At 51.7% G+C, this 21,932-nt stretch carries 16 protein-coding genes and 7 tRNA genes; 5 read left to right on the forward strand and 18 right to left on the reverse strand.

Going from position 1 to position 21,932, the window contains the following annotated elements; translation table 11 throughout:
- Positions 1-4: 4 nt before the first annotated feature.
- The 6 genes from gltI to miaB all read right to left on the reverse strand — a co-directional run bounded on the left by gltI (position 5) and on the right by miaB (position 7,086).
- A complete protein-coding gene (gltI, locus tag OGY37_RS13075) occupies positions 5-913 on the reverse strand; it encodes a glutamate/aspartate ABC transporter substrate-binding protein GltI (protein WP_003831318.1) in 909 nt (302 codons plus the stop codon).
- 419 nt (positions 914-1,332) lie between these two features.
- Complete coding sequence (lnt, locus tag OGY37_RS13080) at positions 1,333-2,871, reverse strand: apolipoprotein N-acyltransferase (RefSeq protein WP_286546734.1); 1,539 nt, start codon at positions 2,869-2,871, stop codon at positions 1,333-1,335.
- Between the two features lie 24 nt (positions 2,872-2,895).
- Positions 2,896-3,774 (reverse strand): CNNM family magnesium/cobalt transport protein CorC, encoded by an 879-nt coding sequence (corC, locus tag OGY37_RS13085; protein WP_003022770.1) that lies wholly within the window; start codon positions 3,772-3,774, stop codon positions 2,896-2,898.
- Positions 3,775-3,932: 158 nt separating this feature from the next.
- The gene (gene ybeY, locus OGY37_RS13090) at positions 3,933-4,406 is read right to left on the reverse strand and encodes an rRNA maturation RNase YbeY (RefSeq protein WP_003022773.1); all 474 of its coding nucleotides are present in this window, start codon (positions 4,404-4,406) and stop codon (positions 3,933-3,935) included.
- The gene (locus OGY37_RS13095) at positions 4,403-5,449 is read right to left on the reverse strand and encodes a PhoH family protein (RefSeq protein WP_003022776.1); all 1,047 of its coding nucleotides are present in this window, start codon (positions 5,447-5,449) and stop codon (positions 4,403-4,405) included. Before OGY37_RS13095 ends, ybeY begins: the two co-directional genes overlap by 4 nt.
- A gap of 206 nt (positions 5,450-5,655) precedes the next feature.
- Positions 5,656-7,086, reverse strand: coding sequence for a tRNA (N6-isopentenyl adenosine(37)-C2)-methylthiotransferase MiaB (gene miaB, locus OGY37_RS13100; RefSeq protein ID WP_003831327.1), 1,431 nt, complete (start codon positions 7,084-7,086; stop codon positions 5,656-5,658).
- A 145-nt stretch (positions 7,087-7,231) separates the two neighbouring features.
- Between miaB and ubiF the strand changes: the two genes are divergently transcribed.
- Positions 7,232-8,407, forward strand: a complete 1,176-nt coding sequence (gene ubiF / locus OGY37_RS13105) for a 3-demethoxyubiquinol 3-hydroxylase (protein ID WP_003831329.1) — start codon at positions 7,232-7,234, stop codon at positions 8,405-8,407.
- 120 nt (positions 8,408-8,527) lie between these two features.
- Here the strand turns inward: ubiF and OGY37_RS13110 are convergent.
- From OGY37_RS13110 to nagB, 12 genes are all read right to left on the reverse strand, one after another.
- A tRNA-Gln gene (locus OGY37_RS13110) sits at positions 8,528-8,602 on the reverse strand.
- Positions 8,603-8,638: 36 nt separating this feature from the next.
- A tRNA-Gln gene (locus OGY37_RS13115) sits at positions 8,639-8,713 on the reverse strand.
- Positions 8,714-8,756: 43 nt separating this feature from the next.
- Positions 8,757-8,833, reverse strand: a tRNA-Met gene (locus tag OGY37_RS13120).
- Positions 8,834-8,854: 21 nt separating this feature from the next.
- Positions 8,855-8,929: transfer RNA gene (locus OGY37_RS13125), tRNA-Gln, on the reverse strand.
- Between the two features lie 37 nt (positions 8,930-8,966).
- Positions 8,967-9,041: transfer RNA gene (locus tag OGY37_RS13130), tRNA-Gln, on the reverse strand.
- 23 nt (positions 9,042-9,064) lie between these two features.
- Positions 9,065-9,149, reverse strand: a tRNA-Leu gene (locus OGY37_RS13135).
- An 8-nt stretch (positions 9,150-9,157) separates the two neighbouring features.
- Positions 9,158-9,234, reverse strand: a tRNA-Met gene (locus OGY37_RS13140).
- 223 nt (positions 9,235-9,457) lie between these two features.
- The gene (asnB, locus tag OGY37_RS13145) at positions 9,458-11,122 is read right to left on the reverse strand and encodes an asparagine synthase B (protein ID WP_149384128.1); all 1,665 of its coding nucleotides are present in this window, start codon (positions 11,120-11,122) and stop codon (positions 9,458-9,460) included.
- Between the two features lie 251 nt (positions 11,123-11,373).
- Positions 11,374-12,126 (reverse strand): ribonucleotide monophosphatase NagD, encoded by a 753-nt coding sequence (gene nagD / locus OGY37_RS13150; RefSeq protein ID WP_003022792.1) that lies wholly within the window; start codon positions 12,124-12,126, stop codon positions 11,374-11,376.
- 166 nt (positions 12,127-12,292) lie between these two features.
- Positions 12,293-13,513, reverse strand: a complete 1,221-nt coding sequence (nagC, locus tag OGY37_RS13155; RefSeq protein ID WP_126955851.1) for a DNA-binding transcriptional regulator NagC — start codon at positions 13,511-13,513, stop codon at positions 12,293-12,295.
- An 8-nt stretch (positions 13,514-13,521) separates the two neighbouring features.
- Positions 13,522-14,670, reverse strand: a complete 1,149-nt coding sequence (gene nagA, locus OGY37_RS13160) for an N-acetylglucosamine-6-phosphate deacetylase (RefSeq protein WP_286620974.1) — start codon at positions 14,668-14,670, stop codon at positions 13,522-13,524.
- A gap of 61 nt (positions 14,671-14,731) precedes the next feature.
- The gene (nagB, locus tag OGY37_RS13165; RefSeq protein WP_003022803.1) at positions 14,732-15,532 is read right to left on the reverse strand and encodes a glucosamine-6-phosphate deaminase; all 801 of its coding nucleotides are present in this window, start codon (positions 15,530-15,532) and stop codon (positions 14,732-14,734) included.
- Between the two features lie 342 nt (positions 15,533-15,874).
- Here nagB and nagE point away from each other — a divergent pair, with 342 nt between their 5' ends.
- From nagE to OGY37_RS13185, 4 genes are all read left to right on the forward strand, one after another.
- Entirely contained in the window at positions 15,875-17,824 is a 1,950-nt protein-coding gene (gene nagE, locus OGY37_RS13170) for a PTS N-acetyl glucosamine transporter subunit IIABC (RefSeq protein WP_003831342.1), read from the forward strand.
- Positions 17,825-18,011: 187 nt separating this feature from the next.
- Positions 18,012-19,679, forward strand: coding sequence for a glutamine--tRNA ligase (gene glnS / locus OGY37_RS13175; RefSeq protein WP_286620975.1), 1,668 nt, complete (start codon positions 18,012-18,014; stop codon positions 19,677-19,679).
- 436 nt (positions 19,680-20,115) lie between these two features.
- Entirely contained in the window at positions 20,116-21,522 is a 1,407-nt protein-coding gene (chiP, locus tag OGY37_RS13180) for a chitoporin ChiP (RefSeq protein ID WP_003831346.1), read from the forward strand.
- Positions 21,523-21,571: 49 nt separating this feature from the next.
- On the forward strand, positions 21,572-21,904 hold the full coding sequence (locus OGY37_RS13185) for a ChiQ/YbfN family lipoprotein (protein WP_063940703.1): 333 nt from the start codon (positions 21,572-21,574) through the stop codon (positions 21,902-21,904).
- The last annotated feature ends 28 nt before the right edge of the window (positions 21,905-21,932 follow it).

Raw genomic sequence — 21,932 nt, forward strand, 5'->3', positions numbered from 1 at the left:
TTAGTTAGTTAAGCGCTTTATCATTTGGTTCTTTGAACAGAGCTTTCATCTCGTCTGACAGTTCGAAATTCATGTTCAGGTTCTTCGGTGGAATTGGATTTTTAAACCACTTATCAAACCATTTCTCAGCTTCGCCTGAGGTTTGCGCCTTGGCGATAGTGTCGTCCATCAGCTTTTTGAACTCAGGATCATCTTTGCGCAACATACAGCCGTAGGCTTCCTGAGACTGTGGCTTGCCGACGATCTCCCAGTTGTCTGGTTTCTTCGCTTTCGCGCGCTCGCCAGCCAGCAGGGCGTCATCCATCATAAAGGCAACGGCGCGACCGCTTTCCAGAGTACGGAAAGAGTCACCGTGGTCTTTCGCGCTGATGATGCGCATATCCATTTTTTGTTCTTCATTCAGCTTGTGCAGCAGAACTTCGGAGGTGGTACCCGAAGTCACGACTACGGCTTTACCTTTCAGATCGGCGAAATCTTTGACGTCGCCGCCTTTTTTCGCCAGCAGACGGGTGCCGACAACGAAAATGGTGTCAGAGAAAGCCGCTTGTTTTTGGCGCTCGACGTTGTTGGTGGTGGATCCACATTCAAAATCGAAGGTGCCGTTTTGCAGCAGCGGGATACGGTTTTGAGAAGTAATCGGGATCAGTTTCACCTGCAGATCAGGCTTGTTCAGCTTTTTCTTCACGGCGTCAACGATCGCGTTGGAGTAATCCTGTGAATAACCGACCACTTTTTGCTGATTATCGTAGTAAGAAAACGGTACTGATGATTCACGGTGGCCGACAACGATCACGCCATTTTTGGCGATCTTATCCAGCGTGCTGCCTGCCGCTGGTGCTGCGTCTTCTGCGTGCGCCAGACCGGCGGACATTCCCATGACCAGCATGGCAGTGGCGAGCTTACGTAATTGCATATCCAACTCCTTTATCGTCTGCGCCAGGGACGCATTGATACCCATTGTGATGTTGTTATTGTTTGCTACTAAAACGTGCAGTCTTGTATGTGTTTGTTAACATTTAGTTTGGATGAATGTAAAGAATTTGCTGTGTTATTGTTTATTTTTGCGAAGTGCGCCGCACCATTTGGGGGCAAAAATATCTTGTTGCACTTTTCAGGTGCTACCGGCGCTCAACTTTGGTGCGACCAGGTTGCACATTCAGCCAAAACAGCGTTTGCCTTGTAGAACAAAGCAATAGACGTGCCAGAATGGGCATTGGAAGAGAGGAAGGGGGGAGTAGGCCTGATAAGCGTAGCGCCATCAGGCACGATGCGGCACAACTGCCGGATGGCGGCGTACCGCCTTATCCGGCCTACATTTGATGGGGTACTGGTTTATTTGCGACGCTGGCGCAGACTCATTACCACTGCGCCAAAGCCAAACAGCGCGGTTAGCAGCCAGAGCGGCCAGTTTCCGGTACGGGCATAAGGGGTTAAGCCCGTCGTTGGCGTCACGCTGGTGGTCAGCACCTGGCGGGTAAACTGCGGGATCATCGCCTGCACTTCACCCTGCGGACCAATCACCGCCGTAATACCGTTGTTGGTGCTACGCAGCAGAGGTCGCGCCAGCTCGAGGGAACGCATCCGCGCCATCTGGAAGTGCTGCCACGGACCAATAGATTTACCAAACCATGCATCGTTGGAGATAGTCAGCAGATAGTCCGTATCCGGGCGGAAGTTATCTCGTACCTGTTCGCCAAGAATGATTTCGTAGCAGATGGCTGCGGTCAGCTTAAAGCCGTGTGCATGCAGCTGTGGCTGTACATACGGACCGCGGCTGAACGAAGACATTGGCAGGTCAAAGAATGGCGCCAGCGGGCGCAGGATTGATTCCAGCGGGACAAACTCGCCAAACGGTACCAGATGGTTTTTGTTGTAGCGGTTGCTGGAGTCGTAGCTGTACGGACTGTCTTTACCCAACGTGATGATGGTGTTGTAGGTGTCGTAACGATTCTGCTTGTTCAGACGCGCGTCCACGATACCGGTAATCAGCGTGCTGTTTTTCGATTTCAGCAGGTCATCCATCATACTCAGAAAACGCTGCTGGTTAATTTCCAGGTCAGGAATAGCGGATTCTGGCCAGATGATGAGCTGTGATTTGCCCATCTCGGGCTGGGTAGCGTCGAGATAAATCTTCAGGGTGTTGAGTAACTGGCCTTCATCCCATTTAAGCGACTGCGGAATGTCACCCTGCACCATCGAAACCTGGGTGGTTTTTTCTGGCTCAAGCGTGTACCACTGAATATAACGTAGCGGAAAGGGCAGAGCGAAAAGAACTGCGGCGGCAGCCAGCGGCTTCCAGTTACGTGTTACCAGCGCCAGCGCCAGCAGGCCGCTAACCATCATCAGCAGGAAGTTAATCGCCTCAACGCCCATTACCGGCGCCAGCCCTTTTAACGGACCGTCGATCTGGCTGTAGCCGAACTGCAGCCACGGGAAACCTGTCAGTACCCAGCCGCGCAGAAATTCAGTGATTTGCCAGACTACCGGCGCGGCAATCGCTACGCGTATCCAGGTGGCTTTCGGCCACAGACGCGCCAAAACACCGGCAAACAGACCCGTGTAGAGGGAAAGGTAAGCTGCAAGCAGAACCACGAGGAAGACGTTTACGGGGCCCGGCATACCGCCAAACTGCGCTATACTGACGTAAACCCAGTTGATGCCTGAGCCAAACAGTCCCAGTCCCCAGAAGTAGCCGATAGCGGCAGACTGGAGCGGGCGGCGGTTGAAGGTGAGAGCCTGCAGGCCCATCAGCGAAACAATCGCAGCGGGCCAGATGTCATACGGTGAGAAAGCCAGTGTCCCGCAGGCACCGAATAATAACGCCAGCAGCAGGCGAATGCGCTGGCGTTCAATTAATGGGGCAAATGCCATGTAGTCTTAGATCCAGTTTCGGGTTTATTCGTCCAGTTTGGGCTGGGGTGAGTCGTCCGGAATTCTGACATGAACCTGAATAATACGACGGCTGTCGGCCATTGCCACTTTGAACTGGTAACCATCAATGTCGATGGTCTCTCCACGCGCGGGCAGATGACCGAAGGCCTGCATGACCAACCCGCCAATGGTATCCACTTCTTCATCGCTGAAATGCGTGCCGAAAGCTTCGTTGAAGTCTTCAATTGGCGCCAGCGCGCGAATAGTCCAGGTGTGGCGACTGAGCTGACGGAAATCAATATCGTCTTCTTCGTCGTACTCATCTTCAATTTCACCGACGATCAGTTCAAGGATGTCCTCAATGGTCACCAGACCTGAGACACCGCCAAACTCGTCGATGACGATAGCCATATGATAACGCTGGGAGCGGAACTCTTTCAGCATGCGGTCAACCCGCTTGCTTTCAGGGACGACAACCGCCTGGCGTAACACTTTCTCCATGCTGAAGGCTTCGGCATCGCTACGCATAAACGGCAGCAGATCTTTGGCCATCAGAATCCCTTCAATGTGATCCTTGTCTTCGCTAATTACCGGGAAACGCGAGTGGGCAGACTCGATAATGACATCGAGGCATTCGTCCAGAGTTTGGTTACGTTTCAGGGTAATCATCTGGGAGCGAGGGATCATGATGTCGCGAACACGTTGGTCCGCAATATCCATTACCCCTTCGAGCATATCGCGCGTATCTTCATCGATAAGATCGTTTTGCCCGGAATCACGGATCAGCTCCAACAGTTCGTCGCGGTTTTTCGGTTCACCGTGGAAAAGTTGGCTCAGTAACAGGGAAAAAAATCCCTTTTTGCTGTTTAAGGTGTCACTACTGTGTGAATTGTCGTCGCTCATGGCGTCGTATGGGTTCTCATGTTAGTTAATACAAAGCGCGTCATGCGTATACTCAGCAGTTGACGGCATGTTTTGCCTGATGGCGCTACGCTTATCAGGCCTACGAAAGGCATGAATGTAGGCCGGATAAGGCGCAAGCGCCGCCATCCGGCAAGCTACTATTCTGCAATCTTCTCGGCAATGTACGGATCCTCATAGCCCAGAGCAAGCATAATCTCTGTTTCGAGGGATTCCATCTCTTCCGCTTCATCATCTTCGATATGGTCGTAACCGAGTAAGTGCAGGCTACCATGCACCACCATGTGCGCCCAGTGGGCCTCAAGCGGTTTGCCTTGCTCCTGCGCTTCTTTCTCAACCACCTGACGGCAGATGATCAAATCGCCCAGCAGCGGCATCTCGATGCCCGGCGGGGCTTCAAACGGGAATGAGAGCACGTTGGTTGATTTATCTTTCCCGCGGTAGGTCAGGTTCAGCTCGTGGCTTTCCGCGTCATCGACCAGACGAATGGTCACCTCTGATTCTTCCTGAAACTGCGGGATCACCGCATCCAGCCAGCCCTGAAACTGACTTTCTGTTGGCAGACCGGATTCGTCTTCACATGCCAGCTGTAAATCGAGGATAACCTGACTCATTTTTGTTCCTGCTCCTGAGCTTCGCGCTTGCGTTCTGCAGCCTGCTCGGCTTTGCGTTTCTGTTCTGCTTCTTCCCAGGCTTCATACGCCGTGACGATACGGGCAACCACCGGGTGGCGAACCACGTCTTCGCTATGGAAGAAATTAAAACTAATTTCGTCGACTTCAGCCAGTACTTCAATGGCATGACGCAGACCAGATTTGGTGCTACGCGGCAGGTCAATCTGGGTGATATCACCTGTGATGACCGCTTTAGAGTTAAAGCCGATACGGGTCAGGAACATTTTCATCTGTTCGATGGTAGTGTTCTGGCTTTCATCAAGAATGATGAACGCATCGTTTAACGTACGACCGCGCATATAAGCCAGCGGCGCAACTTCAATGACGTTACGCTCAATCAGCTTTTCAACTTTCTCAAAGCCGAGCATTTCGAAAAGCGCGTCATACAGCGGTCGTAAATACGGATCGACTTTCTGGCTGAGATCTCCTGGCAGGAATCCCAGTTTTTCGCCCGCTTCCACTGCCGGACGGGTCAGCAGAATGCGACGGATCTCCTGACGCTCAAGCGCATCGACCGCAGCGGCAACGGCGAGATACGTTTTACCCGTACCCGCAGGGCCAACGCCAAAGGTGATGTCGTGGTCGAGGATATTCGCAATGTACTGTGCCTGGTTCGGTGTACGCGGCTTAATTACTCCACGCTTGGTTTTGATGTTCACCGCTTTGCCAAATTCAGGCACGCTGTCTGCGCTTTGCTCAAGCACACGCGCTTCTTTGATCGCCAAATGAATTTGTTCAGGCTCGATGTCCTGCGTCTGACCGCGCATTGGGGCGGTATCGACGTACAGGCTACGTAAAATATCTGCCGCCGCGGTGACGCAAATGGGGCGACCGGTCAGCTTAAAGTGGTTATCACGGCGGTTAATTTCGATGCCGAGGCGACGTTCCAGCTGTTTGATGTTGTCATCAAAGGGGCCGCAAAGGCTCAACAGGCGGGCGTTGTCTGCGGGTTCAAGGGTGATTTCGCGAGTGTCTATGTTCAAACTGTTCCTCTTATGCATGTCTCGCCGGACGCTGAACATTTACCGGCATCTAAGGAAATTATTCACGCCATGGGGGAAAGGCGCAAGCATTGCAATAAATATGGGGATGACAGGGCTGATTACAAGGCCCGCTGGAGCAGCGAGCCTGGGAGTGTTGGCCCGATAAGCATAGCGCCATCGGGCCTTGTTTACGTTTTTCAGCAGGATTAAGGCTGATAAATACCGACGCCCAGATCGTTTTCTTTGCGCGTACGCGCAATAACCGACTCAGGGGATTCTGCGATGCGCAGGCCCATTTCGTCCTCGGTACGCACCACTTTACCGCGCAGGGAGTTAGTCCAGACATCGGTAATTTCTACGTCCACGAACTTACCGACCATATCCGGGTTGCCTTCAAAGTTCACCACACGGTTATTTTCGGTACGGCCTGACAGTTCCATGATGCTCTTACGCGATGTGCCTTCAACCAGAATGCGCTGGGTCGTGCCGACCATACGGCGGCTCCAGGCCATAGCTTGCTGGTTGATACGCTCCTGTAGAATGTACAGACGCTGTTTTTTCTCTTCTTCCGGAACATCGTCAACCATATCGGCGGCAGGGGTGCCAGGACGTGCAGAGAAGATAAAGCTGTAGCTCATGTCAAAATTGACGTCAGCGATCAGCTTCATAGTCTGCTCGAAATCCTGCGTGGTTTCACCCGGGAAGCCAACGATGAAGTCGGAGCTAATCTGGATATCCGGACGCGCAGCGCGCAGTTTGCGGATGATCGCTTTGTATTCCAGCGCGGTATGGGTACGTCCCATCAGGTTCAGTACGCGGTCTGAGCCGCTCTGTACCGGCAGGTGCAGGAAGCTCACCAGCTCTGGCGTATCGCGATAAACTTCAACGATATCATCGGTGAATTCGATCGGATGGCTGGTGGTGAAGCGGATACGATCAATGCCGTCGATCGCCGCGACCAGACGTAACAGATCGGCAAAAGATCCGATCGTGCCGTCGTAGTTCTCACCGCGCCAGGCGTTCACGTTTTGCCCCAGCAGGTTCACTTCACGCACGCCCTGGGCTGCAAGCTGGGCGATTTCAAACAGAATATCATCCGCCGGACGGCTGACTTCCTCACCGCGGGTGTAGGGCACCACGCAGTAAGTACAATATTTATTACAACCTTCCATGATGGACACAAACGCGCTTGGACCTTCAGCACGCGGTTCCGGCAGGCGGTCGAACTTTTCGATCTCCGGGAAACTGATATCAACCACCGGGCTGCGGGTCGTGCTTCCACGCACTTTGTTGATCATTTCCGGCAGGCGGTGCAGCGTTTGCGGCCCAAAAATAATATCGACGTAATGCGCGCGCTGGCGAATATGATCGCCTTCCTGAGACGCAACACAGCCACCGACCCCAATGATGAGCTTGGGATTTTTCTCTTTTAACAGCTTCCAGCGGCCCAGTTGATGGAACACTTTTTCCTGAGCCTTCTCACGGATTGAGCAGGTATTCAGCAGCAGCACATCCGCTTCTTCCGCCACGTCAGTCAGTTGATACCCATGAGTGGCATCCAGCAGATCGGCCATCTTCGATGAATCGTATTCGTTCATCTGACAGCCCCAGGTTTTAATATGGAGTTTTTTGGTCATCGACTTGCTCTTGCGAAATTGTGGCTGAAATGCAGGGCGCATAGTGTACTGCTTTGGCGCGGTTGTGACCAGTATGACGGATGTCAGCCTCAAGGGGTAAAAAATCCTGTAAACTTACACAATACATGTAACTGGATAATTGACCATGACAAATCAACCAACGGAAATTGCCATTGTCGGCGGGGGGATGGTCGGCGGCGCGCTGGCGCTTGGACTGGCGCAGCATGGATTTACGGTAACGGTCATTGAGCATGCCGTTCCCGCGCCGTTTGTGGCTGACGGACAGCCTGATGTCAGAATTTCTGCCATTAGTTCCGCGTCGGTGTCGTTGCTAAAAGGGCTGGGCGTCTGGGATACGGTGCAGGGGATGCGCAGCCATCCTTATCGTCGACTGGAAACGTGGGAGTGGGAAAATGCCCATGTGATGTTTGATGCCGCCGAGCTTAAGCTGCCTCTGTTGGGCTATATGGTGGAGAACACGGTCCTGCAACAGGCGCTCTGGCAGGCGCTGGAAGCCCATCCCAAAGTCACGCTGCGCGTACCGGCGTCACTGATTTCTTTGCATCAACATAACGATCGACATGAGCTTGAGCTGGCAGGCGGAGAGACCATTAGCGCGAAGCTGGTCATCGGCGCCGATGGTGCCAACTCTCAGGTGCGAAAAATGGCCGGGATTGGTATCCATGCCTGGCAGTACGCGCAGTCCTGTATGTTGATAACCGTACAATGCGAAAATTCACCGGGAGACAGCACCTGGCAGCAATTTACGCCTGACGGCCCGCGCGCGTTTTTACCGCTGTTTGATAACTGGGCCTCGCTGGTGTGGTACGACTCACCGGCTCGCATCCGCCAATTGCAAGCGCTGAATATGCCGCAATTGCAGACGGAGATTGCTAAACATTTTCCATCGCGACTCGGTAAGGTGATGCCAGTGGCTGCGGGGGCGTTCCCGCTTACGCGTCGTCATGCGCTGCAATATGTGCAACCAGGGCTGGCGCTGGTAGGTGATGCCGCGCATACCATTCATCCGCTGGCGGGGCAGGGCGTCAATCTGGGCTTTCGTGATGTTGATGCGTTGATTGATGTGCTGGTGAACGCGCGCAGCTACGGTGAATCCTGGGCCAGTCAGCCGGTGCTCAAGCGCTATCAGAATCGCCGTATGACTGACAATTTCATCATGCAAAGCGGTATGGATCTGTTCTATGCTGGATTTAGCAATAACCTGCAGCCGCTGCGCATCATGCGTAATCTCGGGCTCATGGCCGCAGAGCGCGCTGGCGTACTGAAACGTCAGGCACTGAAGTATGCGTTAGGGTTGTAGCTCGAGTGGTGCCTGATGGCGCTACGTTTATCAGGCCTACAGCTCATGTAGGCCGGGTAAAGCTTGCCATCATCCGGCGTCAGAAAAGCAAAAAGCTCGCCGAAGCGAGCTTTTTTAATATGGCTGGGGTACGAGGATTCGAACCTCGGAATGCTGGTATCAGAAACCAGAGCCTTACCGCTTGGCGATACCCCAACGGGTGCACCCACAGAGTGGACGACTTTTTGAAATTGGCTGGGGTACGAGGATTCGAACCTCGGAATGCTGGTATCAGAAACCAGAGCCTTACCGCTTGGCGATACCCCAACAATTTTTTGGATTTACCGAACGAGTCGATACGTCCTTAATATGGTGGCTACGACGGGATTCGAACCTGTGACCCCATCATTATGAGTGATGTGCTCTAACCAGCTGAGCTACGTAGCCAAATACTAACATTTTCTTCGATGGCTGGGGTACCTGGATTCGAACCAGGGAATGCCGGTATCAAAAACCGGTGCCTTACCGCTTGGCGATACCCCAATGACCGTTGCGGTGAACCGCTATATCGAAGAAAAAATGGCTGGGGTACCTGGATTCGAACCAGGGAATGCCGGTATCAAAAACCGGTGCCTTACCGCTTGGCGATACCCCATCCGTGCAACGCTTACGGGTGAATGGTGCGGGAGGCGAGACTTGAACTCGCACACCTTGCGGCGCCAGAACCTAAATCTGGTGCGTCTACCAATTTCGCCACTCCCGCAAAAAAGATGGTGGCTACGACGGGATTCGAACCTGTGACCCCATCATTATGAGTGATGTGCTCTAACCAGCTGAGCTACGTAGCCATCTTTTTTTCGCGTAACCTTATCGGCGTTGCGGGGCGCATTATGCGTATTGAGCCTTGAAGCGTCAACCCCTTTTTCATTGAAAATAGCTGGAATGTGACTGTTTGGTTAGGTTGCGAACAGCATGACGCAATATTCGGCAATTATTAGTTATTAATTGTTTTTTTGCACAGAAAACAAACATAAAAAAAGAGCCCCGCAGGGCTCTTATCTAAGGATTAACTTATTTATAAGCAGACTGGTGTACGCCAACGGCACGGCCAGACGGATCGTTCATGGTTTTAAACGCCTCATCCCATTCGATCGCCTTGGCAGAAGAACAGGCAACCGACGGCCCGCCAGGCACACATTCGGCAGCGCTTACTACCGGGAACAACTCTTCGAAAATCTCACGGTACAAATACGCTTCTTTTGACGATGGCGTGTTGTACGGGAAACGGAAGCTGGCAGTTTCCAGTTGTTGGTCAGAAACTTGTTCTGCAGCCACCTCTTTCAGGGTGTCAATCCAGCTGTAACCGACACCGTCAGAGAACTGTTCTTTCTGACGCCATGCGACGCTTGCCGGCAGGTAGGACTCAAAACATTCGCGCAGAACGTGTTTTTCCATTTTGCCGTTGCCGCACATTTTGTCCTGCGGGTTGATGCGCATCGCCACATCAAGGAATTTCTTATCCAGGAAGGGCACGCGAGCTTCTACACCCCAGGCCGACATGGCTTTGTTGGCACGGGCGCAGTCGAACATATGCAGCGCTTGCAGCTTGCGTACAGTTTCTTCGTGCAGTTCTTTTGCATCTGGCGCTTTGTGGAAATAGAGGTAGCCGCCAAACACCTCGTCCGAACCTTCACCCGACAACACCATTTTAATGCCCATCGCTTTAATTTTACGCGACATTAAGTACATTGGCGTCGAGGCGCGAATCGTCGTGACATCGTAAGTTTCGATGTGGTAAATCACGTCGCGGATCGCATCCAGACCTTCTTGCACGGTGAAGTGGATCTCATGGTGCACGGTCCCCAGATGGTTCGCCACCTCTTGCGCAGCTTTCAGATCCGGAGCGCCTTCCAGGCCGACGGCGAAGGAGTGCAGCTGTGGCCACCAGGCTTCGCTACGTTCCTGATCTTCAACACGGCGTGCCGCGTATTTTTTAGTGATCGCGGAAATGACGGATGAATCCAGACCACCGGACAACAGAACTCCATAAGGAACATCTGACATCAGGTGACTTTTCACCGCATCTTCCAGCGCCTGGCGCAGCTCGTTTTTATCGGTAACGTTGTCTTTGACGGCATCGTATTCAAACCAGTCGCGCTGGTAGTACTGACGAATTTCACCGTCTTTACTCCACAAATAGCTACCGGCCGGGAATTCTTTGATTGTGCGGCAGACAGGAACCAGCGCTTTCATTTCAGACGCAACGTAGAAGTTACCGTGCTCGTCGTAACCCATATACAGCGGGATGATCCCGATATGATCACGACCGATCAGGTAGGCGTCCTGCTCGCTGTCGTACAGGGCAAAAGCGAACATCCCTTGCAGGTCATCGAGGAAAGCGGGTCCTTTTTCCTGATACAGCGCGAGGATAACTTCGCAGTCGGAACCGGTCTGGAACTGGTAGCGATCGCCGTATTCAGCACGCAGTGTCTGGTGGTTATAAATTTCACCGTTAACCGCCAGGATATGTGTCTTCTTCATGTTGTACAGCGGCTGAGCACCGGCATTGACGTCGACGATGGACAGACGTTCGTGCGCCAGAATGGCGTTATCACAGGCGTAAATACCTGACCAGTCCGGGCCGCGGTGGCGCATCAGACGAGACAGTTCCAGGGCTTTTTTACGCAGTTCAACTGCGTCAGTTTTAATATCGAATACGCCAAAAATAGAACACATAACCTTCTCCGTTAACCTGTTGCGTGATGCTTTTTATGTTTGCTTGATAAAGAAAATGCCGCAAAGCTGGAGAGGGCGCAAGCGAATTACGGGTCAGAAAATAAAAAACGCAATAGTCATTGTGGATTGGTGAAAAAAGATTATATAATGAGCGCTATTATTGATGGATCAACAGTGAAGTGGTGATTTTATTGAATGGATGTATTTTTCAGGCCGGATAACTTACAGATGTTGTTATCCGGCTAAAGAGATTAAATGACGTCTATTTCAGCAACGGATGGGTAAATCCAGCTTGGTCTGAACGGCATGTTGTCAATATCATCAAGCTTGGATACGCCAGACAGTACCAGGATAGTTTCCAGACCCGCCTGAAAACCAGCCAGAATATCGGTACGCAGGTTGTCGCCAACGATAACGGTTTCTTCCGAGTGCGCCTGCATTTTGTTGAGAGCCGCGCGAATAATCCACGGGCTGGGTTTGCCGACATAAAACGGTTTACGACCTGAGATCTTCTCAATACCGGCACAGAGTGCTCCACAGGCGGGATAAAAGCCGCGACCGTGGGTATCCGGGTTAGTGGCGATAAAACGCGCGCCGTTGGCGACAAAATATGCTGCTTTATGCATCATGTCCCAGTTATAGGAACGTGTCTCGCCAACAATCACAAAATCGGGGTTCACGTCGGTAATGGTAAATCCAGCTTTGTACAGTTCGTGAATTAACGCGCCTTCACCCACCACATAGGCCTTTTTTCCTTCCTGGCGACGAAGGAAATCAGCGGTAGCCATCGCGGAAGTATAAAAGACGCTATCAGGGACATTCACACCCGCGGTGGCGAAGCGGTTTGCCAGATCTTGCCCGGTCTGCGAAGGGTAGTTAGTCAGCAGGACTAACGGCAGGCCTTTTTCCAGGATCCCAGTCAGAAATTCTGCCGCACCTGGTACGGCAACATTGTCGTGCATCAGCACGCCGTCGATATCACAAATTACATTCTTAATGGCCATGGACAATCCGACATTAAAAAAAGAAGGCATTACTATACACAAAATACACTACATCATTCGAGTTGCATCAAGGCGGCAAGTCTGCGAACCCCTGGAGCTTACTGAAGTAAGTGACCGGGGTGAGCAGATGCAGCTAACGCAGAGGCAGCTCGAAGGATGACGTGTATTAGTTTTCCAGCAAACGTTGCAGCAGTGTACCGTTGAGCATCGCGCGCTTCACCAACGCAAAGGCGCCAATGGCAGAGCGGTGATCCAGCGTGGAACGAACCACCGGTAAATTGTGGCGAAACGCTTTCAACGCCTGCGTGTTGATACAGCTTTCTATTGCAGGCAGCAGCACTTTATCAGCCTCGGTAATTTCGCCCGCAATGACGATTTTTTGTGGGTTAAACAGGTTGATGGCGATGGCGATGGTTTTACCCAGGTGGCGACCAACGTGCTCAATGACTTCTGCTGCCAGGTTATCGCCTTTATTTGCCGCCTTACAGATAGCTTTGATGCTGCAATCATCCAGCGTGAGCCGGCTTGGATAACCCTGTTTCAATAAGTTCTGCACGCGGTGTTCGATAGAGGCATTGGCGGCAATGGTTTCCAGACAGCCGAAGTTACCGCAGTGACAGCGCTCACCCAGCGGCTCTACCTGAATATGACCAATCTCGCCGACGTTGCCATTGCGACCGATGAAAATTCGGCCATTGGAGATGATACCCGCGCCGGTTCCGCGGTGCACTCGCACCAAAATGGAGTCTTCGCAATCCTGGCTTGCCCCGAAATAGTGCTCAGCCAGCGCAAGGCTGCGAATATCATGACCAACAAAGCAGGTGACGTTGAAGCGTTTTTCGAGCGCTTCGACCAGTCCCCAGTTTTCGACCTGAATGTGTGGCATATAGCGGATGACGCCGCTTTCAGGATCGACAAGGCCTGGCAAGATGACAGAAATTGCGATCAGCTCACGGATTTTCCGCTGGCAGTTCTCAATAAAGATGGCAATGGTGTTGAGCAGAGCATATTCCAGCGTTTCCTGGGTGCGCTCCGGGAGAGGGTAATGCTCTTCAGCAACCACTTTACTGCTCATATCATAGAGCGTGAGCGTTGTGTCGTGGCGACCCAGGCGTACGCCGATGGCGTGGAAATTGCGGGTTTCTGTGACGATAGAGATAGCGCGGCGGCCCCCGGTGGAGGCCTGCTGATCGACTTCTTTGATCAGCCCGCGTTCGATCAACTGACGCGTAATTTTGGTTACGCTGGCGGGGGCAAGCTGGCTTTGCTCGGCAATTTGAATTCGCGAGATTGGCCCATGCTGGTCAATCAGGCGATAAACCGCCGCGCTGTTAAGCTGTTTTACGAGATCAACATTACCTATTTGAGCTTGTCCGCCTGGTGTCATTCTTTCTCTTACTCAGTAACGACCTCGTTGCCATTAACGATGGTCTTGATGATTTTAAAGTCGTGCGTGAACACAGTCAGGTTGGCTACTTTGCCTGGCGCGATGCTGCCGAGTTGTTTGTCGACGCCAATGGCGCGAGCAGGGTAGAGCGTTGCCATGCGTAAGACTTCGTCGAGGGCGATATTTGCATGCTCGACCAGATTGCGTACGCCTTCAATCATGGTTAATGATGAACCGCTCAACGTGCCGTTCTCATCAACACACAGTCCATTGCGGTAGTATATTGTTTTACCAGCGAAAATGAACTGTTCAATGTTTGCACCTGCCGGCGCAGTCGCGTCAGTGACCAGGCACAGCTTGTCGCCTTTCAGGCGCTTAGCATTACGGATGTTAACGTAGTCAACATGCAGGCCATCGGCGATGATACCGCAGTAGATATCGGCTTCATCCAAAATAGCGCCCGCCAGACCGGGCTCACGGCCGGTAATGTACGGCATCGCGTTGAACAGATGTGTCGCAAAGGTGATGCCTGCGCGGAAGCCAATTTTTGCTTCTTTTACCGTTGCATTGGAGTGACCCGCAGAAACCACGATACCCGCATTCACCAGTTTGGTGATGACCTCTACCGGGACCATTTCTGGTGCCAGTGTGACTTTGGTGATCACATCTGCATTATCGCACAGGAAATCAACCAGTGCAGCGTCCGGCTGACGGACAAATCCCGGATTATGGGTACCTTTTTTCACCAGGTTCAGCCACGGTCCTTCAAGATGAAGTCCTAATGCCTGATTCGGGTGTTTCGCCAGGTATTCACGCATCACGCGAACACCCTGTTTCATCAGGTCATCGCTGGTGGTGATAAGCGTTGGCAGATAGTTGGTGCAGCCAGATTTTTCATTGGCTTTCTGCATGATTTCCAGCGTTTCAACGGTCACGGCTTCTGCCGTATCATTAAACTGCACACCGCCGCAGCCGTTCAGCTGTACATCAATAAAACCGGGGGAAACAATGGCCCCATTCAGTGAGCGCTGTTCAATCCCTGACGGTAATTCAGCCAGTGGGCAAACGCTGTCGATCAGGCCATTGGCGACAACAATCGCATGGTCATCAAGAATTTCGTGACCGGTAAAGATCCGGCCCTGGGTTAAAGCATACATTCCGACCCCCGATTTCAAAAAAATGCCGCCCTGCAACTTATCGACAGGGCGGAGACATCAATTACAGACCTTTAATATTTTCCGCTTCTAACTCGTTGAAGTATTTCAGCGTCTTCACTTTCAGTTCCATGGTGGAAGGCTCATCGCAGACCACAACGGCTTTTGGATGCAACTGCAGGCAGCTGATGGTCCACATGTGGTTAACGTTGCCTTCAACGGCGGCTTGCAGCGCCTGTGCTTTCTGGTGGCCCAGAACCAGGATCATCACTTCTTCAGCATCCAGCAGGGTACCCACGCCAACGGTCAGCGCATATTTAGGCACCTGGCTTACGTCGCCGTCAAAGAAGCGTGAGTTAGCAACACGTGTGTCGTGAGTCAGCGTTTTGATGCGGGTACGGGAAGCCAAAGAGGAAGCTGGTTCGTTGAACGCGATGTGACCATCGTTGCCTACACCGCCCATAAACAGGTGGATTTTACCGTAAGAACGGATTTTTTCTTCATACTGACGGCATTCTGCATCAATATCCGGCGCGTTACCATTGAGGAGGTTGATATTTTCTGCTGGAATATCAACGTGATCAAAGAAATTGCGGTGCATAAAGCTGTGGTAGCTTTCCGGATGCTCTTTCGGCAGGCCAACATATTCGTCCATGTTGAAAGTAACAACATGCTTGAAGCTCACCTGGCCCGCTTTGTGCATTTCAACCAATGCCTTATAAGCTGTCAGCGGAGTACCGCCAGTCGGCAGGCCCAGAACGAACGGACGATCTGCCGTTGGTTTGAACGCGTTAATACGGTTAACGATATGGCGAGCAGCCCATTTGCCGACTTGTTCAGCGGTATTCAGGGGGATCAGTCTCATTCTTCACCTCAAAAGTAAATGTAAGCAATTGGCGGATTGAGTCTCTGTGCAGTAATAAGCGTAACCTGGTTTTGCATCGGTAAGGATCAATCCGTTTCGATTTTTTGAATGATAAAATAAGTTTTCGTAGTTAGCCAGTGAAAGGGAGGGTTAATAACGATATTTGGTGACTGGAATCACAAAAAACACGCGTTTAATTTGCGATACGAATTAATTTTTCACACACTCTGAATGTAGATGAATGGTTAATATCGTTGTTCCAGAATCTTGCTGTCAGGAATGGTCGCACAATAAAAATATGGCTTCAAAGAAGCCTAATCGGGGTCTCGTAGGGGGAATAAAATGAATATTTTAGGTTTTTTCCAGCGGCTGGGTAGGGCGTTACAGCTCCCCATCGCTGTGCTGCCAGTCGCGGCACTGCTGCTGCGATTCGGCCAACCAGATTTACTTAACGTACCCTTCATCGCGCAAGCGGGTGGGGCCATCTTTGATAACCTCGCGTTAATTTTTGCGATCGGTGTTGCTTCCAGCTGGTCAAAAGACAGCGCAGGTGCGGCAGCGCTGGCAGGTGCGGTCGGTTATTTCATATTGACCAAAGCAATGGTTACCATTAACCCTGCAATCAATATGGGCGTGCTGGCTGGTATCATCACCGGTCTGGTCGGCGGTGCCGTGTATAACCGCTGGTCTGGTATCAAACTGCCTGACTTCCTGAGCTTCTTTGGCGGCAAACGCTTTGTGCCGATCGCCACTGGTTTCTTCTGTCTGGTGCTGGCTGCTATCTTCGGTTACGTATGGCCGCCGGTACAGAATGCCATCCATGCGGGTGGTGAGTGGATCGTGGGCGCTGGTGCGCTGGGTTCCGGTATCTTTGGTTTCATCAACCGTCTGCTGATCCCAACCGGTCTGCATCAGGTGCTGAACACCATCGCATGGTTCCAGATTGGCGAATTTACTAACGCTGCAGGTACCGTATTCCACGGTGACATCAACCGCTTCTACGCGGGTGACGGCACTGCGGGTATGTTCATGTCTGGCTTCTTCCCAATCATGATGTTTGGTCTGCCGGGTGCGGCGCTGGCGATGTACTTCGCGGCTCCTAAAGCACGTCGTCCGATGGTTGGCGGTATGCTGCTGTCCGTTGCGATCACCGCGTTCCTGACCGGTGTTACCGAGCCGCTGGAATTCCTGTTCATGTTCCTGGCTCCACTGCTGTACCTCCTGCACGCACTGTTAACGGGTATCAGCCTGTTCGTTGCAACACTGCTGGGGATCCACGCAGGCTTCTCCTTCTCCGCAGGTGCTATCGACTACGTGTTGATGTACAACCTGCCGGCAGCAAGCCAGAACGTCTGGATGCTGGTGGTGATGGGGCTGGTGTTCTTCGTTATCTACTTTGTGCTGTTCAGCGCGGTTATTCGTATGTTTAACCTGAAAACGCCGGGCCGCGAAGATAAAGAAGACGATATCGTTACTGAAGAAGCCAACAGCAACACTGAAGAAGGTTTGGCTCAACTGGCAACCAACTACATTGCAGCGGTTGGCGGTACTGATAACCTGAAAGCGATTGATGCCTGTATCACTCGTCTGCGTCTGACTGTTGCCGACTCCGGTCGCGTAAACGATGCGATGTGTAAGCGTTTAGGTGCATCTGGAGTAGTCAAGCTGAACAAGCAAACTATCCAGGTCATCGTGGGTGCGAAAGCCGAATCCATCGGCGACGAAATGAAGAAAGTTGTCGCGCGTGGCCCAGTGGCAGCAGCATCTGGTGAAAGTGCGCCAGCAGCAGCGGCCCCAGTAGCAAAACCGCAGGCTGTAGCGAATGCAGTCACCGTTGAAGCGCTGGTTTCTCCGATTACTGGTGACGTAGTTGCGCTGGAACAGGTTCCTGATGAAGCCTTCGCCAGTAAAGCTGTAGGCGACGGCGTGGCAGTGAAACCAACGGATAAAATCGTGGTTGCTCCGGCTGCGGGCACCATCGTGAAAATCTTCAACACTAACCATGCGTTCTGCCTGGAAACGGTTAAAGGCGCGGAAATCGTGGTCCATATGGGCATCGATACCGTAGCGCTGGAAGGTAAAGGCTTCAAGCGTCTGGTCGAAGAAGGTGCGGAAGTTACTGCAGGCCAACCGATTCTGGAAATGGATCTGGAGTTCCTGAACGCTAACGCACGTTCCATGATAAGCCCGGTTGTGTGCAGCAACAGCGATGATTTCGGCGCTCTGGTTATTAAAGCCGAAGGTCATGTGGTTGCCGGTCAAACACCACTATATGAGATTAAAGGTAAATAACTGCTCCTGAGTAAAGTGAGTTAAGTGCCTTAAGCGGCGGGGGATATTCCTCCGCCGCTTTTTTTTGCAGCAAATGCCCTCATATATCCTGTTGAAACACCTTTTTTGTGCAACTAATAGTTGTCTCCTGACGTCGCTTATAAGATCATACTCCGTTATACGTTGTTTACGCTTTGAGGAATCCACGATGAGTGAGGCTGAAGCCCGCCCGAGTAACTTTATTCGTCAGATCATCGATGAAGATCTGGCCAGTGGTAAGCACACCACTATCCATACCCGTTTTCCGCCGGAGCCAAATGGCTATCTGCACATTGGCCACGCGAAATCCATTTGTCTGAACTTTGGCATTGCGCAAGATTACCAGGGCCAGTGCAACCTGCGTTTTGATGATACGAACCCGGTTAAAGAAGATATCGAGTACGTTGAGTCGATTAAAAACGACGTTGAATGGTTAGGTTTCCACTGGACTGGCGATATTCGCTACTCTTCGGATTACTTCGATCAGCTTCACGCCTATGCGGTAGAGCTTATTAATAAAGGACTGGCGTACGTTGACGAACTGTCAGCGGACGAAATCCGCGAATACCGCGGCACGCTGACTCAGCCAGGCAAAAACAGCCCGTACCGCGATCGTAGCGTCGAAGAGAACCTGGCGCTGTTCGAAAAAATGCGTGCCGGTGGTTTTGAAGAAGGTAAAGCGTGCCTGCGTGCGAAAATCGACATGGCGTCGCCGTTTATCGTGATGCGCGATCCGGTGCTGTACCGCATTAAGTTCGCCGAACACCACCAGACCGGCAACAAGTGGTGCATCTACCCGATGTACGACTTTACCCACTGCATCAGCGATGCGCTGGAAGGCATTACGCATTCCCTGTGTACGCTTGAGTTCCAGGATAACCGTCGTCTGTACGACTGGGTGCTGGACAACATCACCATTCCGGTTCATCCGCGTCAGTACGAATTCTCGCGCCTGAATCTGGAATATACCGTGATGTCCAAGCGCAAGCTGAACCTGCTGGTGACCGACAAGCACGTTGAAGGCTGGGACGATCCGCGTATGCCGACGATTTCTGGCCTGCGTCGTCGCGGTTACACCGCTGCCGCGATCCGTGAGTTCTGCAAACGCATTGGCGTGACCAAGCAAGACAACACCATTGAGATCGCTTCTCTGGAATCCTGTATCCGCGAAGATCTGAACGAAAACGCCCCGCGCGCGATGGCGGTTATCGATCCGGTTAAACTGGTTATCGAAAACTATCCGCAGGGCGAAAGCGAATTGGTCACCATGCCTAACCATCCGAACAAACCGGAAATGGGCAGCCGTGAAGTGCCATTTAGCGGTGAAATTTGGATCGATCGCGCAGACTTCCGTGAAGAAGCGAACAAGCAGTACAAGCGTCTGGTGATGGGCAAAGAAGTACGCCTGCGTAATGCTTATGTGATCAAAGCCGAACGTGTTGAGAAAGATGCGGAAGGAAATATCACCACGATTTTCTGCACCTACGATGCCGACACCCTGAGCAAAGACCCGGCCGATGGTCGTAAAGTCAAAGGCGTTATTCACTGGGTGAGCGCGTCCCATGCGCTACCGATTGAAATCCGTCTGTACGACCGTCTGTTTAGCGTGCCAAATCCAGGTGCGGCGGAAGACTTCTTGTCTGTTATTAACCCTGAATCGCTGGTCATTAAGCAGGGTTACGGTGAGCCGTCGCTGCAGGCAGCGGTTGCAGGTAAAGCGTTCCAGTTCGAGCGTGAAGGTTACTTCTGCCTGGACAGTCGTTATGCAACGGCTGACAAGCTGGTGTTTAACCGTACCGTTGGTCTACGTGACACGTGGGCTAAAGCGGGCGAATAAGCCGCAACACATCCTCTCTAAACGCCGCTTCATGCGGCGTTTTTTTTCGCAAAAAAAACGTGTTCCAGGCTCCGTTTGCGGAGCGAATTAATTACATGTCCGTAATAATGGGCTGGGCGAATGTTTTTACGTTTAAATAACTTACCTCAATATGAAATGGGCTGAAACCGATTTCATCTCCATGGAAAACAAGCGATTTTTTAATTTTTTCAACGCTTTTTTATCTTCCGATGAAAATGTAACAGAAAGCAATCAAATATGTGCGGTTGCTCATACTATTACATACTCGTTACAGAAAGAGATTGATAATTCGCGTCGCGAAAAATAGTCTATTCATTGTAGTCACTGAGGTTTTCTTAGCGCTACTTTTTTATTTTTTGTTTTTTCGCTGTCCGCTTTTGTCGGCAGCATTTTATACGTCAAAGAGGATTAACATATGCGTACGTTTAGTGGCAAACGTAGTACGCTGGCGCTGGCTATCGCCGGTATCACAGCAATGTCGGGTTTTGTTGTTGCTCCCCAGGTACACGCCGAAGGATTTATTGATGACTCAACCTTAACCGGCGGCATCTATTACTGGCAGCGTGAGCGTGACCGTAAAGATGTGACCGATCATGACAAATACAAAACCAACCTTTCTCACTCCACCTGGAACGCTAACCTCGACTTCCAGTCCGGTTATGCGGCCGATATGTTTGGTATTGATATCGCAGCATTTACCGCTATTGAAATGAACGAAAGTAGCGAAAGCGGCCATCCAAACGAAATCGCATTCTCTTCCAAAAATAAAGGCTATGACGAGGATTATTCCGGCGATAAGAGCGGGATTAGCCTTTATAAAGCAGCTGCTAAATTTAAATACGGCCCAACCTGGGCGCGTGCCGGTTACATTCAACCAACCGGGCAGACTCTGCTGGCACCGCACTGGAGTTTTATGCCAGGTACCTATCAGGGTGCTGAAGCTGGTGCCAACTTCGACTATGGTGATGCTGGCGCGCTGAGCTTCTCCTATATGTGGGCTAACGAATATAAAGCACCGTGGCACACCGAAGTCGATAAATTCTATCAGGCTGATAAAAAGACCAGCGTTGATTACCTGCACTCAATTGGCGCGAAATATGACTTCAAAAATAACCTGTTGCTGGAAGCGGCATTTGGTCAGTCTGAAGGTTACGTCGATCAGTACTTCGCAAAAGCCAGCTACAAATTCGATTTAGGCGGTAACCCATTTACCACCAGCTACCAGTTCTACGGTGCACGCGACAAGGTTGATGATCGTACCGTGAACGATATTTATGATGGCACAGCCTGGTTGCAGGCGTTGACCTTTGGCTACAAAGTGGCAGAAGTCGTTGACCTTCGTCTGGAAGGGACCTGGGTTAAAGCGGACGGCCAGCAGGGTTACTTCCTGCAGCGTATGACCCCAACCTATGCCTCTTCAAACGGTCGTCTGGATGTCTGGTGGGATAACCGTTCTGACTTCAACGCCAACGGTGAAAAGGCGGTCTTCTTCGGCGCAATGTATGACCTGAAGAACTGGAATCTGCCGGGCTGGGCGGTAGGCGCGTCCTACGTTTACGCATGGGATGCTAAGCCATCAACCTGGCAGCTTAACCCGGATGCGTACTACGACAAAAACCGGACTATCGAAGAATCTTCTTACAGCCTGGATGCGGTCTACACCCTGCAGGATGGTCGTGCGAAGGGCACCATGTTTAAGCTGCACTTCACTCAGTACGACAACCATTCAGACATTCCGAGCTGGGGCGGTGGCTACGGCAACATGTTCCAGGATGAGCGCGACGTGAAGTTCATCGTTATTGCTCCGTTCACCATCTTCTAATGCCAACAGCGGCAGGCCGGGGGCCTGCCGCTTCGTTGAGGAAAGTGCTATGAAAAAACTGATACTCATTGCCGTTATGGCATCAGGGCTGGTGGCGTGTGCGCAATCTCCTGCGCCGAAAGAGGACAGCCGTCTGAAAGAAGCCTACAGCGCGTGTATTAATACCGCTCAAGGATCGCCGGAAAAAATAGAAGCCTGCCAAAGCGTGTTGAATGTACTGAAGAAAGAAAAACAGCACCAGCAGTTTGCCAATGAAGAAAGCGTACGCGTGCTGGATTATCAGCAGTGTATTCAGGCCACGCGCACGGGTAACGGTCAGTCCGTTAATGCTGATTGTGACAAGGTCTGGCAGGAAATTCGCAGCAAGAATGCCGCACAGTAATTCAAAAAATGAAAAAGACAACGGGCGG

Source organism: Citrobacter sp. Cpo030 (genome assembly GCF_030333005.1).
GTDB lineage: Bacteria > Pseudomonadota > Gammaproteobacteria > Enterobacterales > Enterobacteriaceae > Citrobacter > Citrobacter portucalensis.